This window comes from Enterobacter quasiroggenkampii (genome assembly GCF_043972695.1).
GTDB classification, from domain to species: Bacteria; Pseudomonadota; Gammaproteobacteria; order Enterobacterales; family Enterobacteriaceae; genus Enterobacter; species Enterobacter quasiroggenkampii.
On the sequence record NZ_CP143745.1, the window covers coordinates 4642606 to 4658606 of the forward strand.

Annotated in this window: 20 protein-coding genes; 4 read left to right on the forward strand and 16 right to left on the reverse strand. The window is 55.2% G+C overall.

The window, feature by feature from the left end; all coding sequences use genetic code 11:
* Positions 1–40: 40 nt before the first annotated feature.
* The 11 genes from V1572_RS22090 to V1572_RS22140 form a co-directional block, all read right to left on the reverse strand.
* A complete protein-coding gene (locus V1572_RS22090) occupies positions 41–508 on the reverse strand; it encodes a phage tail protein (RefSeq protein ID WP_045910033.1) in 468 nt (155 codons plus the stop codon).
* Complete coding sequence (gene lysC / locus V1572_RS22095; protein WP_229226321.1) at positions 471–716, reverse strand: Rz1-like lysis system protein LysC; 246 nt, start codon at positions 714–716, stop codon at positions 471–473. The genes V1572_RS22090 and lysC overlap by 38 nt, the downstream gene beginning before the upstream one ends.
* Positions 604–1029 carry an Rz-like lysis system protein LysB gene (gene lysB, locus V1572_RS22100; RefSeq protein ID WP_063622459.1) on the reverse strand — a complete coding sequence of 142 codons (426 nt, stop codon included), beginning with the start codon at positions 1027–1029 and terminating at the stop codon, positions 604–606. The genes lysC and lysB overlap by 113 nt, the downstream gene beginning before the upstream one ends.
* A complete protein-coding gene (locus V1572_RS22105; protein ID WP_023616186.1) occupies positions 1026–1535 on the reverse strand; it encodes a lysozyme in 510 nt (169 codons plus the stop codon). The genes lysB and V1572_RS22105 overlap by 4 nt, the downstream gene beginning before the upstream one ends.
* Positions 1519–1740, reverse strand: a complete 222-nt coding sequence (locus tag V1572_RS22110; protein ID WP_023616187.1) for an HP1 family phage holin — start codon at positions 1738–1740, stop codon at positions 1519–1521. Before V1572_RS22110 ends, V1572_RS22105 begins: the two co-directional genes overlap by 17 nt.
* A complete protein-coding gene (locus V1572_RS22115; protein ID WP_024906438.1) occupies positions 1731–1934 on the reverse strand; it encodes a tail protein X in 204 nt (67 codons plus the stop codon). Before V1572_RS22115 ends, V1572_RS22110 begins: the two co-directional genes overlap by 10 nt.
* Before the next feature lie 178 nt (positions 1935–2112).
* Positions 2113–2553: a DinI-like family protein gene (locus V1572_RS22120; RefSeq protein WP_023616189.1), complete on the reverse strand. Its 441-nt coding sequence runs from the start codon at positions 2551–2553 to the stop codon at positions 2113–2115.
* Positions 2554–2662: 109 nt separating this feature from the next.
* The gene (locus V1572_RS22125; protein WP_395299598.1) at positions 2663–4852 is read right to left on the reverse strand and encodes a replication endonuclease; all 2190 of its coding nucleotides are present in this window, start codon (positions 4850–4852) and stop codon (positions 2663–2665) included.
* A 1-nt stretch (position 4853) separates the two neighbouring features.
* Positions 4854–5075 (reverse strand): TraR/DksA family transcriptional regulator, encoded by a 222-nt coding sequence (locus V1572_RS22130; protein WP_048028939.1) that lies wholly within the window; start codon positions 5073–5075, stop codon positions 4854–4856.
* Positions 5075–5302, reverse strand: a complete 228-nt coding sequence (locus V1572_RS22135; RefSeq protein ID WP_023616297.1) for a DUF2732 family protein — start codon at positions 5300–5302, stop codon at positions 5075–5077. Before V1572_RS22135 ends, V1572_RS22130 begins: the two co-directional genes overlap by 1 nt.
* 68 nt (positions 5303–5370) lie before the next feature.
* A complete protein-coding gene (locus V1572_RS22140; protein WP_023616298.1) occupies positions 5371–5709 on the reverse strand; it encodes a DUF5347 domain-containing protein in 339 nt (112 codons plus the stop codon).
* Positions 5710–5936: 227 nt separating this feature from the next.
* Here V1572_RS22140 and V1572_RS22145 point away from each other — a divergent pair, with 227 nt between their 5' ends.
* Positions 5937–6512, forward strand: a complete 576-nt coding sequence (locus V1572_RS22145) for a phage repressor protein CI (RefSeq protein ID WP_045910040.1) — start codon at positions 5937–5939, stop codon at positions 6510–6512.
* A 55-nt stretch (positions 6513–6567) separates the two neighbouring features.
* Here V1572_RS22145 and V1572_RS22150 read toward each other — a convergent pair whose 3' ends face one another.
* Together V1572_RS22150 and V1572_RS22155 are read right to left on the reverse strand one after the other, a co-directional pair.
* Positions 6568–6915 carry a hypothetical protein gene (locus V1572_RS22150; RefSeq protein ID WP_048028933.1) on the reverse strand — a complete coding sequence of 116 codons (348 nt, stop codon included), beginning with the start codon at positions 6913–6915 and terminating at the stop codon, positions 6568–6570.
* On the reverse strand, positions 6912–7415 hold the full coding sequence (locus V1572_RS22155) for a hypothetical protein (RefSeq protein WP_080347321.1): 504 nt from the start codon (positions 7413–7415) through the stop codon (positions 6912–6914). Before V1572_RS22155 ends, V1572_RS22150 begins: the two co-directional genes overlap by 4 nt.
* A gap of 397 nt (positions 7416–7812) precedes the next feature.
* Here V1572_RS22155 and V1572_RS22160 point away from each other — a divergent pair, with 397 nt between their 5' ends.
* Positions 7813–8982, forward strand: a complete 1170-nt coding sequence (locus V1572_RS22160; protein WP_395299599.1) for a DNA repair protein — start codon at positions 7813–7815, stop codon at positions 8980–8982.
* Here V1572_RS22160 and V1572_RS22165 read toward each other — a convergent pair whose 3' ends face one another.
* Positions 8983–9747: a siderophore-interacting protein gene (locus V1572_RS22165; protein WP_395299600.1), complete on the reverse strand. Its 765-nt coding sequence runs from the start codon at positions 9745–9747 to the stop codon at positions 8983–8985.
* Between the two features lie 147 nt (positions 9748–9894).
* Here V1572_RS22165 and V1572_RS22170 point away from each other — a divergent pair, with 147 nt between their 5' ends.
* Positions 9895–10389 (forward strand): PadR family transcriptional regulator, encoded by a 495-nt coding sequence (locus tag V1572_RS22170; RefSeq protein ID WP_045910044.1) that lies wholly within the window; start codon positions 9895–9897, stop codon positions 10387–10389.
* On the opposite strand, the gene V1572_RS22175 is transcribed toward V1572_RS22170, so the two are convergent.
* Positions 10386–11945 carry a methyl-accepting chemotaxis protein gene (locus V1572_RS22175; RefSeq protein WP_395299601.1) on the reverse strand — a complete coding sequence of 520 codons (1560 nt, stop codon included), beginning with the start codon at positions 11943–11945 and terminating at the stop codon, positions 10386–10388. The two genes, V1572_RS22170 and V1572_RS22175, sit on opposite strands and share 4 nt — an antisense overlap.
* A 337-nt stretch (positions 11946–12282) precedes the next feature.
* Entirely contained in the window at positions 12283–13803 is a 1521-nt protein-coding gene (locus tag V1572_RS22180) for a methyl-accepting chemotaxis protein (protein ID WP_395299602.1), read from the reverse strand.
* 435 nt (positions 13804–14238) lie between these two features.
* On the opposite strand from V1572_RS22180, the gene ygjG reads away from it, so the two are divergent.
* A complete protein-coding gene (gene ygjG / locus V1572_RS22185) occupies positions 14239–15618 on the forward strand; it encodes a putrescine aminotransferase (RefSeq protein ID WP_262811147.1) in 1380 nt (459 codons plus the stop codon).
* Positions 15619–16001 lie beyond the last annotated feature (383 nt).

Sequence of the window (16001 nt, forward strand, 5' to 3'; positions counted from 1 at the left end):
TCCAGACAGCTGGCGGCTGGCGGCCTTCAGCGTGGGGAGCTTAGTCCTCCCACTGGCTGACCAGCTCACCGTTGATGTACAACGCCTTCGGACGCGTGACGGGCTCCGGCAGCGGCGGCTCCGGGGAATAGGTCGCGTGCAGAACGCCCTGTTCCTCGGAAACAAGAATGCGCTCGGTTAATTGCATGCTGATGCTGATATCCATCGTAGCGTCATCGTTTAAGACGATCGCGAAGGTATATCCGTTTTTGCGTCCGTCATCGAGGGTAAAAATGTCCGGCTGGTTTTCCCGCAGCCAGGCCAGTACCGGAACAAAAAATCCCTCGCTGTCGCCCGTGAAACCGCTAACCTTCGCGTTCAGCACATACCGTTTTTCAAAGGAGAGCGAGGAGGCAAGACGGGCGTCTATATTGCCGCTGCCGACCGACATCTGCAGGCGCTCCGGGTTGGCATTCAGTTGGGGGATCGCGTCAATTAATGCCTGACGCAGGCTCTTGAGTTTGTGCATCGAGTTTATCCTGACAGTCTTTAATGGTTTCAACCTGCAGCGCGCAGGCGATAAGGGCGTACTCAAGCCTGCGAATATCGGCGCTGAGATCGCCGTTAGTGGCGGGTTCGCTTCCCGGCATCGGGCAGCGGCTCACCTTCGGGCAGGCGTTGTAAACAATGGGCTGCGGAGGCGCAGGCGGTGCGGGTGTGCAACCTGCGGACAGCATCAGGCAACTGAGCGGTATACCAGCGGCGTAACGCTTCATTTTCATTGAGTAATCTCCCGATAGTCGCTTCCCGTCTTGCCCTCTCCTCACCCGCAGCGACAAGCTCTTCACGGAGCCTGACCTGGGCGTTTTCGTTTGCTCTGGCCATCCGTTGCGACTGGGACAGCTGATGGTTGAGCGTGGCGAGGGCATTTTTTTGTTCGCTGGCGACCCGGTTGGCCGTGGCTAAGGAACGGGACAGGGTCTGGTTGTCATGACGAAGCCACAGCGCGATCGCCAGCAGCCCGGCCAGCATCAGCATGAGGACTCTCATGGCAGCCCCTTCATGCACCAGGCCTTTTCGCGGACACGGCGGTTTTCCAGACCGGTATTTTTGACGCCGTTGACGTACACCCAGCGGGTAAGCTGTTCGCACGCCTGCGACCACTGTTTACGCTTAATAAAAGACACCAGAGTCGAACGGCAGGCGGCGCCTGCGCCAACATTAAAGGTAAAACTCACCAGCGCGTCGTAGACCCGCGGCGGCATCTCCACCGGCGCGCACGTCGCCAGTCGTCGCTCAACGTTGAGTACATCAGCAACCAGATTTACCGCGGCCTCACGCTCGGTAATGTCCCGCGTCGGCACAACGTTTGCCGTGTGGCCAATGCCTGACGTCCATACCCCAGCGCTGCACCGGTAGGGCGAGAGGCGACATCCTTCGAGATCGGCAATCAGCGCCAGCCCCTCAGGGGACGTTTTCAGTAAACGAAAATCGGGCATCAGCACAGCCAGGGCCAGCACGCCGGCGACGCTGCAACGCTTAATGATTGAGTTCACGAATGCTCTTCTTATCGAGGCCCAGCGACTGGAGATAGCGCCAGGTTTTTCGCTTAAACCAGTAGTTCGTCAGTGCGGTAAAAATGGCGCAAACACTCCCCACGTACAGCGCGACCTTTTCAGGCGACATCGCCCCGAACCAGGCCAGCGCCACGGCCAGCCAGTAGGCGATAAACGTGGTGATTTTCTCCAGGCTCAGTCCCATAGATTTACGGATTCTTTGGTGGGGGCGCTATTTACCTCCGGCATCTCTACCGGCGTGCCGTGAGGCAAGATAACGCCTGACTCCGCGAGGCCAGGATTGGCCTTCAGAACGGCTTCTACGACGCCAGCCGTGCGCCCATAATAGCGGGCGCAAACGGCATCAAGCGTGTCCCCCTGCATTGCATAGATCTTCATCAGACGCTCCCAACATCCGGTTACCAGGTACTGTAGAGTTTCCCGGGCTGGCGGCCTTTTCGCTATCGCTGACGGATGGACAATCGCGGACACAACAGACCGTCCACAAGCAGCGAAGCGTGGGTCAACGAAAGCGCAAAATCAGAATGAGGGCGTGCATTCGGGTAATGATGCTGGGCTAGCGCCAGCTCTCGTCTTCCCAGACTTCCCGGAGAATATTATCCAGCATCTCGCGATCGGCTTCTCCTTCGAGCCCCTGGAGCTCTACTCCCGTCATCGATCCTATTTTCACGGTCACCCGCGATGACGGGAACAGGGATCTTATTCGGCGGGTCAGTTCGTTCTGGAAGGCCTCGACGACGCCATGGCCAATCTGCTGGTCTTTATCAAGCGTAATGTTCACCCGAACGTTACCCTCTTTTTTGATGCGTTCCGGAACAGGCGATGCTGAGAAAACAACGGTAAACGCGTTGTTTTTGATTAAATTTCCCCGCGCAATCTCAGCAATCAAATTCAGGGCAATCTCACGATCTCTTTCCTGACATGTTCCTTCTGTCGTCAGTCGAGCAATCATCTCGACGCGTTCAATCATGACCTGCTCGTTCAACTCTCTGTCCACACAACCTCCACCACGAGATACTGTATAAACATACAGTATCACGTATTCATAAAAAGAGTGAAGCGAAAAATCAGAACTCTTCACGGTATGTGCATGATATCGATGGAGATTAGCGTGCTCTCAGAGCGAACAGATCCGATAAATGCCCAATACGTTCAAGGATTTTCCGCGCCTTATGCTGATAAGAACGCGCTGCCGGAAAGAGCGATCCGTCAGCTGCGCCTCTGCACCATTTGTCATTAAAGCGGCTTACGCCACCCGCCATAAGATGCAGGGCCTCTGCGCGGCTGATGGCGATTCCGGTGGCGAGCCGAACTTCATCAATCACCTTCTCCGGGACCCCGTTCTGCGGATCCCGCTCGAAGACAAAGGGCGCCGCTGCGCCGGGCCGGATGCGCTTAATACGCTCGGTTAATGCCCGTCTCGCACGCCGGTTGAGGGGTTGAGAGAGATCGCTCAGCGTACAGTTATTGACAGAACTCCGAGAAGGCGCAGATACATCCTCAGGCTCCTGGGCCCGCTTCGGCACAATTTTCCACTGCGTGAGCCGGGTTAAAACCGGGCTGCCCGCGCCGACGGCGGAATCGTACACGCCGCGGATGCGGACCGTTTCTTCGCCGTACTGGTTAAACCCGGTACCCGGCTCATACAGCGTGCGCACCTGTAAATCATCGCGACGCACAAACGGGCCGCCCTGTGCAGTGACGTAACCCGCCCAGTCACCGGCGTCGGCAGCTTCATGGACGGCAGCAAACTCGACGCTCAGACCACGCGCGGTCTCTGCGTCTGCCAGTCGGCGCAGCTCGCGGTAGACCGTTACCGGCGCGCCGCCGATGAACTGAAACTGGCGAATGTGCCAGCGCCCTGCCCAGGCCGATACGGCGGACGCCGTCTCCTTCAGCAGGCCGCCGCTTTCGTTATCGGTCTCGCCATCGAGCGCATAGCCGTCGATATTCTTTGAGATGTATTTGGCGATATAGCCGGTAGCGCTGCCTTTCTGCGGATCGATCGCGTCCGCGTGAAAGCGAGCCTGTCTGGCGCTTTCGCTCTGCAGCTCAGCGGCATCCTCCTCCCGGGCGTAGTCCCCTATAATCCGGCGAACGCATTCGACGTCTTCCGGCCGCATAAACATCAGCATGTGCCAGTGGGGCGTACCGTCGTGATGGGGTTCCGCGACGCGGATACCAAAGATACGGCGACCTTCCCGGTGCAGCTTTGCGCGGATGCGCGCCCACACCCGGGTGAGGTAGCCTTGCGTATCCGCCGGGCTGGCCCCGTTCCACTTCGCGTTGGGGTAGCCCGATTTCACGGTGGCGTGATACTGCGCGGGGGCGGTTAAGGTATAGAATTCGCCCACATAGCCCAGCGCCTGGCAGATATTTTCAAACCCGCGAATGCGGGTCATGAGCTCACAGCGACGTATCGCCGGGTTGGCCACCGAGCTATCGTATTTTTCAATCAGGCTAATGCGGTTGCCCTCTTCATCTTCCAGCTCCATGCCCTTGAGAAATTCACGGGTGCGGCGCTTCTGCTCGCGCCACTCGGTCACGCAGCGTTTGCTCGCGTACGCCATTCTCTTTTTGCTGACGTTGCCGAGGGCAATCTGCAAATGCTCGCGCCAGGCAGCCGCGATCCGACGTAAACGCCCGCGCCACCACGCCTCGGAAAACATCCGCATCACCGCAGCGGCAACATCGTCTTTGTTGAAAAATGTCTTCGACACCCGCTCCCAGTGCGGAGGCGACACGTTGAACTGTCGGGCGATCAGTCCGGCGCGCTGATACCAGACGTACAGCGTCTGGTATTCACCCATCTCAGCATCGTTAATATTCGCCAGCTCGCCGCGAATAAAGCTGGCAATATCGCCGGCCAGCAGGTCGATATCCGCGCGGGACATATCCGGCAGACGGTTATAGCGGGCAACCAGTTCAACCATTCGCGAGGCAAGGTACTGCAGAAGCTGGGTATCGAAATGGCCTTTAAACACGGCTCGGTAGACTGCGTCATGCAAACCTGCGCAGGCATAGCGTTCAGAGACCCGCCGCAGGCGGGGCAATATCCTGTTGCAGAAGCGGATAAAAAAGGCATTGGCCTGGGGATTGCCCCGATGCAGTTCGAGGGCGTCAACGGCGCGCCAGACCTCAAAACGCACGCAGTCAGGCTGCTGTGAGAGGGCCATTCTTGCCTGCAGCAGCGTCGCGAAGAAGCGATCGCGACGCTGCTGCTGGGCATGGGTAAGATAAGGGCTGGCAATGGCCGACCGCGGTGCATTCCACGGATAAGCGAATGACGTAGCCAACTCACCCTCCCCGGACGTGTTTATTTTTCATCTCCGCGATCTCCTGACAGGTGACGCACAGGGCCACGCCGGGCACCGCCATACGGCGCGCCTGCGGTATTGGAGCCTCACACTCCTCGCAGAAGAAACGCGAAGGCGATGCGGGTCGTCTGCGGGCGCTATTAATGTGGCGCTCTCTGTCTTCCTGCTCGCGCGCCTGGGCAAGATCGATAAAATCGGCCATCAGTGCAGCTCCTGGGATTCACGCTCGTAGCGGGCCGCCTCGTGGCACAGCAGTTCGGCAACGTCTTCTCCGCTCATGCCGGTTTTGTAGATCTGGCTTGCCAGCGCCTCCAGACGCAGGGAGACCGCAAGGGCGCGCGCGCATCGTTCCTCTGTTTTTGCCTCCATCAGCAGGCGTTGCAGTTCTTCACTTCCGATCGGATAAGGGCGGTTTTCACTGTGTCGCATTACGCGTTCTCCTTAAATTCAGGCAACAGGGTGCCCGGCGGGTTTACGCCATTCGTTTTTGGGTTGGGTTACAACGGCATGGTCAGCCGTTCAGGAAATAAACTCACAACAGCACGAAAATGATTCATCGCGGTAATTAGCGCTCTTTTCTCCTCTGTGGTCAGCTCGCTGATATCGCACTCATGACGGGCGACGGGTAATCTCGCCAGGAAAAAGAGAGCGGCCAGCGCCCTGCTGTTCTCCTCAAAAAAGGGATCGCGCTTATCGCGCATGTCAGCCATAAACCGTGCCAGCTCTTTCCCGCTATCGCTCCCGTAGCGGGCGCGCAGTTCAGCGATGTGGTTAAGCCCGCTAAGACGCGCCCCCACGCTTAGTGGAACCCTTGCACGGGCAGCTTCTATCGCCATATCTCCCCTCGCGTAAATGTATGCACGCTAATGCGTTCAAAACGGGCAGAGCACGGCTTTTTCCGCCGTTTGAGGATTGCGATTTCGGAAGCCATGCTGCATGATTCCCATTTTGATAATGCCTGCAATCATTAGCCTCAGTTTGCCAACGTCTTCCGCTGATTGCCCGAATTTGTAATGATACTAATACCCAAATGAGTATTAGTAAACACCCAAAGGAATATATTTTGATACTAGATTCTCAAGTGAATAATGAAGAATTGCTCGATAGAATCTGTCAGGTATATGGTTTCACGCAGAAAATCCAGCTGGCCCGACACTTTAATATCGCCGCCAGCTCGCTTCAGAACCGCTACGCGCGCGGTACCATCTCTTACGACTTTGCGGTTCAGTGTGCGCTGGACACCGGCGCCAGCCTTCGCTGGCTGATGACCGGCCAGGGTGCGCAGTTTGCAGGAAACCCCGCCCCGGGCGATCCCGTTTCGGTTGCGACATTCACACTCAGTGACGGGAGGCTGGAAGAAAATTCCATTTTGAGTATCGACGCTGCTTTCTTTAGCAAACCGCTGACGCGCGGCATCGCCGTCCGGGCAGAGGGGAAGCTGCACTTTATCGAAAAAGAGGCGTCGTTAACCGACGGCCTGTGGCTGGTTGAGATTGAAGGCACCGCCAGCATCCGCGATCTGACGCTGCTGCCGGGGAAAAAACTTCACGTGGCGGGCGGCAAGGTTCCCTTTGAATGCGGTATCGACGAGATAAAAACGGTGGGACGCGTGGTGGGGATCTATAGCGAAGTAAGCTGAGGATACTAAATTCAAGGCTGACGAGATTCGCCAGCCTTTTGGTTGATTTTAAATGCTATTTTTCGATGTAGTTGTAAGAAGTCAGAATTCCTTTGTCAGAAAAATCGACGGACAGGTGCTGCTTGCGATCCAGATTAAGAGGAATGATGAGATAGATACGACGATCGATGATCTGCGACGTATACTCCCAGTGGCGCGTATTATTGTAGTCAGCCGTATTTGCTGGTACGCCAAAAGCAATCAGCACATCTTTGCGGGTCGTGACCTCTGGGATCAGCTTCTGCTTTATCTCTTTTTCCGAATACTGAGCCAGGCTTGTCGCCTTGGTTCCGTCGTAGTTCGATGCACATGAGGCGCTCAGGAGACAGGCTAACGCCACACCTAAAAAGTTAATGGCTTTCACTGTACAAAATCCTTTTCAACATAAATGCCATTGACGGTATCAAGCGCGACTTCTTTCATATAAAGCACGCAATATCCCGTTTTATCGCTATAGCTAATATGCCCTTCGTAGATCTTTTTCTTTTCTGGCGTGAAAGTCAGCGATACATTACATCCCTGATATAAAGCGTGCTGGATAGTGGTTTTTTCATCTGGCACAATCAACGTTTCGAAATAGTCTTTGTCGTATTTCTTCCCCGTGACTTTAGGGAGACCAATATCTTTCGTCGACCCAAGGAAAGGGTTCAAATAACGATTGTGCTTAAGTACCCACCCACCTGTTTCTTTACCAGATTTATCATACTGATAGATGCCATAACTCATCGGCGGCCCAATGAGACGAAGCTTAGCGACATCCTCGCTACTCGGCGGTGGCGTGTACATTTTCGGCTCAGGAAAGAAAGTACTGCAGCCAGAAAGACTCACTATTGCTGGAATAATTATATATTTTAAAAATCGCATACCGTTACCTTTATATATATCCTTGCTTATTTTTCAGAGAGACACCCCGAGGCATTAACATCCCTGAATGCTATTAACAAATCACTCATAGATATAAAGGTCAACTAAAAAAAATAAATTTAGGTTTAGTGTAATAAAAATGCGCGTGCCGTTGTATTTTGAGGCGTTTATTAATACTCTTTGAACAACGAATCGCCAATGTTGGCTCACTCTTCAAGCGTGGCAACACTGGCAGAGCGGGAACCGTAAACTCAAACCCTCCAGTTCCTTTACTCACAAACTGCAAAACTAAAGAAATCCCCCATCGCGCCGATCATCATCCGTGTGTATTATTTCCTGTAGCTTTTACAACAACTAACCTTAACTCAAATACTTAAGCGCCAAAGCGAAAGGCATCATGAGCACACCGATCAAACGGCTAGAAATCATTAAAAATGCCATTGAACTGGAAGATGACGACATCATCCAGAGCCAGCTGACACGCCTGAAAAATGAAGCGTTTGACGATGAGCTACAGGCAATCGTCGTGGCGCTTGAGGAGAAGAACTACACCGCGGCCATGGCGGCCATCACCGCCTGGCTGCAGGGCCAGCGCGCCGTGACCCCGTGGCGCGATCCGCAGGTGGCGGCCAGCAAGCTGGAGCTGAAGGCGCTGGAAGAGCGTCTGCGCGATCTGATTGACCGCCGCAACGCGCGGGTGCAGCAGCTTGATGAGTTCAACGATCTCTATTTCTCCCGCCTCGGGCCGCTGATGCAGCAGATCCTCGCCCTGCGAAAAACGCTGGCGGAGCTGAACCTGCGTCGTCAGCAGGCGGAAGCGCGTCGTCGCGAGGAGGATTACCGTCGCTGCCAGCACTATATGGCGCAGGCGGTAGAGGTGCTGGCGACGCTCACCCAGCGCTGGCGCGATCTCCCGGCTGACTCCGTCCAGGCCGCCGAGGCGCGTAAGCATCTGGAGCAGCAAAGCAATCTGATTGCCAACCTGTTGGCCGAAGCGCAGGAGCTGGAGAGCGGCTTAACGCGCGAAGAGGAGCCTGCACGTCAGGCTCGCGACGAGGCCAACGAAGAGTACGAGAAGTATCGCGAACAGCATCACGATGCCGAAGTGCGGCTACGCAAAGGTAAGTATCTTTCGCAAGAGGACCAGAACGAACTCAAGCGTCTCTGGCGACAGGCGAGCAAGCTCTGCCACCCGGATCTGGTGGCGGACGATCTGAAAGAAGAAGCCAACAACATGATGGTGCAGCTTAACCAGGCGAAGCAGCGCGGCGATGTGAAAGCCATTCGCTCGCTGGTGGCCCGCCTGCAGCAGGGCTTCGAGCCATTGATGGCCAGCGACAGGCTGAACGATCTGGAACGTATCCGCAAAAAAATGGCACAGGTCCGCGAGCAGATCGACACCTTAGTGAACGAGCTGGCGGAGCTGGAGAAAGAGGAGTCCTGGCTGCTGGTCTCCTCACTGAGCAATATGGAAGCGTACTTTGCTCAGCAGGAGAAAGCGCTGCACGAGGTCCGCACCTCGCTCGAACATCAGGTGAGCGAAGCGCAGCTGGATTCGGCAGCCTGATTATTTGGCGTGCCAGTATGCGCTGGCACGCACCAGCTGCGGGTCAATGGCGTCGGCATCAAACTGACGGCTCAGGCTTTTCACCACCTTCCCTTCCCCGGTCAGCCAGATAAAGTAATCGTCCCCCGGAACGGTCAGCGTCGCCAGATGGTCCGCGACGGCCTGCTCGCTGTGGCCCACCACCCAGGTGATGTTGAATGCGCTCAGGTGCGCCAGATAGTCCTTATACGATTCATCCCCAACCGTCACGACCGCCTGCACATCCGGGCGAACCGGCAGTTGCGCAATACTCTCTAAGCGTCGACGCAGCGCGGGCATGCCGGACTCGTCGCACACGTACAGCTGCCAGGCGTAATCCTCCGGCACCACCAGCGAACCGCGCGGGCCGCCGATGGTCAGCTTATCGCCTACCTTCGCCTGTATCGCCCATCCGCTGGCTATGCCGCCGTCATGAATGAAGAAATCCAACGCAAGCTCATGACGGGCCTCATCGTAGAGCGGCGTATAGTCGCGCGCCTGCGGACGCACGCCGTCACCCCAGTCGATGCCTTCATCGGTGACCACCGGCGGCGTAAATGTCGTCCCGGGTGCCGGGAAAAAGACTTTGGTATGGTCGTCGAAACCGCGGGAGCTAAAGCCCTCCAGCGCCTCGCCGCCTAGCACAATGCGCTGGAAACCCGCGCTGACGCGCTCAACGCGGAGCACCGTCAGTTCGCGAAAACGCAGGTCATTACGAACACGCTGTGGATAACGGGTAGATGCCATTTTTAGACCCTTTTCTGGTGAATACGATATATCTAAATCAATTTTCAAATGATAATGATTACTAATAAGGAAAAATGCAAGATCTTTTAGATTGCATCTGAATATATCTTAGATATAGTTTAGATATATCAAAATGAAGGGCATATTATGCGACACGAACACGATGGCGGCGGGCGTCGACCGCGCTTTTTTGGCCACGGCGATCTGCGGCTGGTGATTCTGGATATCCTGACCCGTAGCGCAAGCCACGGCTACGAGCTGATCAAAGAGATCGAGAACCTGACGCAGGGAAACTACACCCCGAGCCCGGGCGTCATCTATCCAACCCTGGATTATCTGCAGGATCAGACATTTATCACCATTACGGAAGAAGAAAACGGGCGTAAGCGCATTGCGATTACCGCTGAAGGACAACGCTGGCTGGATGAAAACCAGGAACAGCTGGAACAGATCCAGGTGCGTATCAAAGCGCGCAGCGTCGGCTTTCAGCTACGCAAAAACCCGCAGATGAAGCGGGCGCTGGATAACTTCAAAGCGGTACTGGACCTGAAGGTAAATCAGGGAGAGCTCAGCGACGCGCAGCTTAAGCAGATTATCGGCGTGATTGACCGCGCGGCGCTGGAGATCTCCCAGCTGGATTAAGCCGGTGCGTGCTCGCTCACGCGGAAGACGCGTACCAGCTCTTTAAGGTGCCTCGCCTGTTCATTAAGCGATGCCGCCGCCGCGACGGACTCCTCCACCAGCGCGGAGTTTTGCTGGGTGGTGGCGTCAATCAGGCCAATCGCGCTGTTGATCTGCGAGATCCCCTCCGTCTGCTCATGGCTGGCCTGACGGATCTCACGCAGGATCGCATCCATCTCCTCCACGTTGCCGACCATGCCGTTAATCAGCCCACTCGCTTTTTCGACCAGGTTCATCCCGTCCTGGGTCTGGCTGGTGGAGCTCTCAATCAGCTCCCGGATTTCGCTGGCAGACGACGCGCTCTTCTGGGCAAGCTGGCGCACCTCTCCGGCGACAACCGCAAAGCCGCGGCCATGCTCACCGGCGCGCGCCGCTTCCACCGCCGCGTTCAGCGCCAGAATGTTGGTCTGGAATGCAATGGCGTCGATCAGGTCGATAATGTCGGACATCCGGTTGGAGGTCTCGTTAATCAGGCGCATTTTGCTGGTCACCTGCTTCATCATCTCACCGTTGTTTTTGACCACCGTGGCGGCATCGGCAGAAAGATTGGTCGCTTCACCGGTATGCGAGGCGGTATTTTTCACCGTCGCGGTGATCTGCTCCATCGAGGCGGCAGTCTGTTCAACGGAGCTGGCCTGCTCTTCCGTGCGTGCGGCCAGATCCTGGTTACCGGCGACAATCTGCGCGGCTGCGCTGGAGATATTCTCCGAGCCGGTCTGCACCTGCTGCACAATGTCCAGCAGACGCGTCTTCATCTCCATCAGCGCATGCAGCAACAAGCCCGTTTCGTCTTTGCCGTGTGGCGTGATGCTGCCCGTCAGATCGCCCTCTGAAATCGCTTTTGCGAAATTCACCGCCTCACCGAGCGGGCGGGTGATAGCGCGCACGATAAACCAGCCAATCAGGCTGCCTGCCGCAACGCTAAAGAGCGTGAGCAGGATCAGCAGCAGACGGTTAGACCTGAAATCCCCTTCCACCTGCGTACCCGCACGCTGCATCTCGCTGTTCTGAATGGCAATCAGCTCCTTCACCTTCGCTTTATAAGCCTGCTGCACGGCAAGGGTGGTGGTCATCATTTCCTGAATGGCGCCCGCACGGTTGTTGTTCTGCACTGCCTGCAAAATACGATAGCGCGAATCCAGATACTGCTGGCGCACGCTGCGGATATCCGCCAACACCTGCTGAGACTTTTGATCCTGCAAGGCGTTGTTCAGCTCGCCCAGAATCACCGTAATATGCTCGCTGATCTCTTTCAGGCGCTGCTGAGATTGCCCCGTGTAAGTACCCTGCTCGTCCAGCAGCATCAGCTGTTGAGTGCTAATAAATTCCTGGAAGTTATCGATTAACTGGTTCGCTTTTACCGTGGTCGGATAGTCATGGGTAATAATGGATTGCATCCCATTATTTGCCCGGTTCAGGCTCAGCAAAGACACACTTGCGCTGATCGCCATCAGGACAATAAAGAACCCAAACGCCAGAAATAATTTCGTGCCGATCTTTACGTCATGTAAGAACATATTTACTCCATCGATGTGATTATTTCTCAGACGATCGCTGTTATCGGTAACGGATTGGCTAACTTTATGACTTTGATCGTTTTTTTATTTCATAACCCTCACAATGCATAGGTGTAGGCTATTAATATTGCTTCATCGATCGTTACCAGACCGTCAAACGGGGTATTTTTGAAACAGGATTCTGAAGAACTGACTTAGGCAGGAATAAATAACTGAGGCACTTTCTTTAGTTATTTAATATTAAATTAACAATAAACCACATTAATAGTCACAATGGGAAAAATAAAAAGCCGTTTATTCCTTATGGTATAAACGGCTTTTTTGGAACATGGCTGACTCAATGGAGCACGGTCACCGCATCCTTAAGACGTCCGGCGCGATGCTTCACCATGGCAGAAATGTGCGCGCTCTCCTCCACCAGGTCGGCGTTTTTCTGCGTGATGCTGTCAAGTTCAGCCACCGCACGGGTTAACTCTGATAACCCGGTTGCCTGCTCGGAGGTCGCGTGGCTGATCTGGGCGATAAGCTGCGTCACGTTTTTCACCTGCACAACGATATCATCCATCGTACGGCCCGCAGCGTGTACCTGCTCAGAGCCGGACTGCACCTTGCTGGCGCTGGCATCAATGAGTTTACGAATATCATTAGCCGCACTGGCGCTGCGGCTGGCGAGATGACGGACTTCGCCCGCGACCACGGCAAAACCTTTGCCCTGCTCGCCTGCCCTTGCCGCTTCAACCGCCGCGTTCAGCGCCAGAATATTGGTCTGGAAAGCGATATCGTTAATCAGAGAGGTAATCGAGCCAATTCGCTGCGTGCTGTCGGCAATGTCATCCATCGTTTTAACGACGGTCTGCATCGCATTTCCCCCTTTCGTTGCCGCGCTGCTCGCGGCCACGGAGAGTTTGTCCACCTCGGCGGCGGTTTCGGAGTTACTCTGAACGGACGCGGCCATCTGGTTCATTGTCGCGACGGTCTGCTGCACGTTCGCGACGGTCTGACGCGTACGATCGTTCAGATCTTCATTTCCCTGCGCCAGCCTGTCGCTGCCGTCACGGACGCTCACCACCTGGCTCGACACGTCATTGATCAACCAGCGGCACATCAAGCCAAGCTGCCCTACCGCGCGCAGCGTCAGGCCCAGCTCGTCGCTGCGGTTCAGGTGCTGCACGCTATTGCGCTCGCCGGTGGCGACCTTCAGTGCCTGTCGCGCCACATTCTCGATCGGGCGGACAATCTGTTGCTCAAACAGCAGCGTTCCCAGCAGCATCACCACCGCGGCCGCGGCGAGCGGCGTCCAGCCTGCGGAGGTCGTGGCCAGCGTGGCGGCGAGTACGGCAAAGAGCACCGCCATCACGCTGCGCACGCGCCAGCGCAGCGGCATGGCCGGCAGTTTGCCCAGCCAGCCCTTTCCCACCACCAGCCCTTTGTGAATACGTTTTTTACAGCGCCCGTCGTTCAGCGCCCGGTAGAGCGGCTCCACGGCGGCGATCTCTTCCGCTGTGGCTCTGGTGCGAATCGACATATAGCCCGTCACCTGCCCGCGGCGCACCATCGGCACCGCGTTAGCACGCACCCAGTAGTGGTCACCGTTTTTGCGCCGGTTTTTGACAATCCCGCTCCACGGCTCGCCCTGCTGCAGCGTGTACCACATATCGGCAAACGCGGCTTTTGGCATATCGGGATGGCGCACCATATTGTGCGGCTGGCCCGTCAGCTCATCGAGCTGGTAACCGCTCACCTGCACAAAGGTGTCGTTGGCGTGGGTAATGTAGCTGTGGATGTCTGTGGTAGACATTAAGGTGGTGTCATCGTCCAGAGGATATTCATTCTGGGTGACATAGGTTGGAGAGGACATGGCGTGCATCCCTTGCAGGTTATTTGAATGTTAATTTTGTGGGTCATTGTTTTTTCGGCGGTAAACAATTTATCTTTAGTTGTTAAACTTGATGGAGATCGCAGATTTGACTTAAACCATACTTTTTGTACGATTTTTTAATCCATTGATTTCAAATACTTTCGCAGAGAAATTACCCACAAAGCATGACTCGTTAATGCCCGCTTAAGTCGCAGCGTATGCACTTCTTTAGTGCAGCGGCGCTTTTACCCCCTTCTTTATATTCTCTGCCCCGTACCGCTAAATCCCGTTTGGCTTCTATCGGCATGATTAAATATTGTGCAACATTATTTTAACCTGGCGTTTATCCCGATTTTCGTTAAGGCATCTGAAGTGGCGTAATCCCTGCAATACTTAAACCAGTATCATGTGATACGCGATCCCCGGGAGCACATTTTGAACAGGTTACCTTCCAGCGCCTCGGCTCTTGCCTGTACCGCGCACGCACTGAATCTCATTGAGAAGCGAACGCTTGATCATGAGGAGATGAAACAACTTAACCGAGAGGTCATCGATTACTTTAAAGAGCATGTCAATCCAGGGTTTCTGGAGTATCGCAAATCTGTTACCGCCGGCGGGGATTACGGAGCCGTAGAGTGGCAAGCGGGAAGTCTGAACACGCTTGTCGACACCCAGGGACAGGAGTTTATCGATTGCCTGGGAGGTTTTGGAATTTTCAACGTGGGGCACCGTAATCCAGTTGTGGTTTCCGCCGTACAGAATCAACTTGCGAAACAACCTCTCCATAGCCAGGAACTGCTCGACCCGCTTCGCGCCATGCTCGCGAAAACGCTGGCGGCCTTAACGCCCGGCAAACTGAAATACAGCTTCTTTAGCAACAGCGGCACGGAATCGGTCGAAGCGGCGATTAAGCTCGCCAAAGCGTACCAGTCGCCGCGCGGAAAATTCACCTTCATCGCCACCAGCGGCGCGTTCCACGGTAAATCCCTGGGCGCACTGTCGGCGACCGCGAAATCCACGTTCCGCAAACCGTTTATGCCACTGCTGCCGGGCTTCCGCCACGTGCCGTTCGGTGACATTCACGCCATGCGCACCGCACTGAGCGAATGCCGTAAAACCGGCGATGACGTGGCGGCGGTGATCCTGGAGCCGATTCAGGGTGAAGGCGGCGTCATCCTCCCTCCGCAGGGCTATCTGCCTGCCGTGCGTCAGCTGTGCGATGAGTTTGGCGCGCTGCTGATCCTCGACGAAGTCCAGACCGGAATGGGGCGCACCGGCAAGATGTTTGCCTGCGAGCACGAGAACGTTCAACCGGACATTCTGTGCCTGGCGAAAGCGTTGGGCGGCGGCGTCATGCCGATTGGCGCAACGGTGGCTACCGAAGAGGTGTTCTCGGTGCTGTTCGACAATCCGTTCCTGCATACCACCACCTTTGGGGGTAACCCGCTGGCCTGTGCGGCGGCGCTGGCGACCATCAACGTGCTGCTGGAGCAAAACCTGCCTGCGCAGGCGGAGCAAAAAGGCGACATGCTGCTGGACGGCTTCCGCCAACTGGGCCGTGAATTCCCGGATTTGATCCAGGATGCGCGTGGCAAAGGGTTGCTGATGGCCATTGAGTTTGTTGACAACGAAATCGGCTACAGCTTCGCGAGCGAGATGTTCCGCCAGCGGGTGCTGGTGGCCGGCACGCTCAACAACTCAAAAACCATCCGCGTGGAACCCCCGCTGACGTTGACGATTGAGCAGTGTGAGCAGGTGCTGAAAGCGGCGCATAAAGCGCTGGTGGCGCTGCGGGTAAAAGTGGAAGAAATATAATTATTCCTCTTTTCTTTTGTACGGTCCGGGAACAGAGTTGACAGATATTGACTTCATTCCCGGACCGTACAGCTTTCGCAAGAAGAGGTGACGTTAGCGCCGACGCGAATCATTTCAATTTGTAATCAAGTATTCCATAATGAAAATGAATAGCCTCTTCCCTTGACGTGTAATTTCAGCCCGAAATTAAATATTTAATCTTTACTGTAAGACAACGCTTAATAATACACTCCAATTATCAATCTCAGCGATACAAACCCGCAAAATTTCACCGCGGCGAGTATTTACCGTACTAATTCATATTAAAAATTAATAAAGATAAAGTTAAAAATACATTTAGAATTTCTAATTTAAAATGAGAAACCAACAGATTGATATAATAT

Coding starts and splice junctions, on each gene's coding strand:
- V1572_RS22090 (WP_045910033.1), bottom strand. CDS start 508: ATGCACAAACTCAAGAGCCTGCGTCAGGCATTAATTGACGCGATCCCC.
- lysC (WP_229226321.1), bottom strand. CDS start 716: ATGCTGTCCGCAGGTTGCACACCCGCACCGCCTGCGCCTCCGCAGCCC.
- lysB (WP_063622459.1), bottom strand. CDS start 1,029: ATGAGAGTCCTCATGCTGATGCTGGCCGGGCTGCTGGCGATCGCGCTG.
- V1572_RS22110 (WP_023616187.1), bottom strand. CDS start 1,740: ATGGGACTGAGCCTGGAGAAAATCACCACGTTTATCGCCTACTGGCTG.
- V1572_RS22115 (WP_024906438.1), bottom strand. CDS start 1,934: ATGAAGATCTATGCAATGCAGGGGGACACGCTTGATGCCGTTTGCGCC.
- V1572_RS22130 (WP_048028939.1), bottom strand. CDS start 5,075: ATGGCCGATTTTATCGATCTTGCCCAGGCGCGCGAGCAGGAAGACAGA.
- V1572_RS22135 (WP_023616297.1), bottom strand. CDS start 5,302: ATGCGACACAGTGAAAACCGCCCTTATCCGATCGGAAGTGAAGAACTG.
- V1572_RS22140 (WP_023616298.1), bottom strand. CDS start 5,709: ATGGCGATAGAAGCTGCCCGTGCAAGGGTTCCACTAAGCGTGGGGGCG.
- V1572_RS22155 (WP_080347321.1), bottom strand. CDS start 7,415: ATGCGATTTTTAAAATATATAATTATTCCAGCAATAGTGAGTCTTTCT.
- V1572_RS22160 (WP_395299599.1), top strand. CDS start 7,813: ATGAGCACACCGATCAAACGGCTAGAAATCATTAAAAATGCCATTGAA.
- V1572_RS22165 (WP_395299600.1), bottom strand. CDS start 9,747: ATGGCATCTACCCGTTATCCACAGCGTGTTCGTAATGACCTGCGTTTT.
- V1572_RS22170 (WP_045910044.1), top strand. CDS start 9,895: ATGCGACACGAACACGATGGCGGCGGGCGTCGACCGCGCTTTTTTGGC.
- V1572_RS22175 (WP_395299601.1), bottom strand. CDS start 11,945: ATGTTCTTACATGACGTAAAGATCGGCACGAAATTATTTCTGGCGTTT.
- V1572_RS22180 (WP_395299602.1), bottom strand. CDS start 13,803: ATGTCCTCTCCAACCTATGTCACCCAGAATGAATATCCTCTGGACGAT.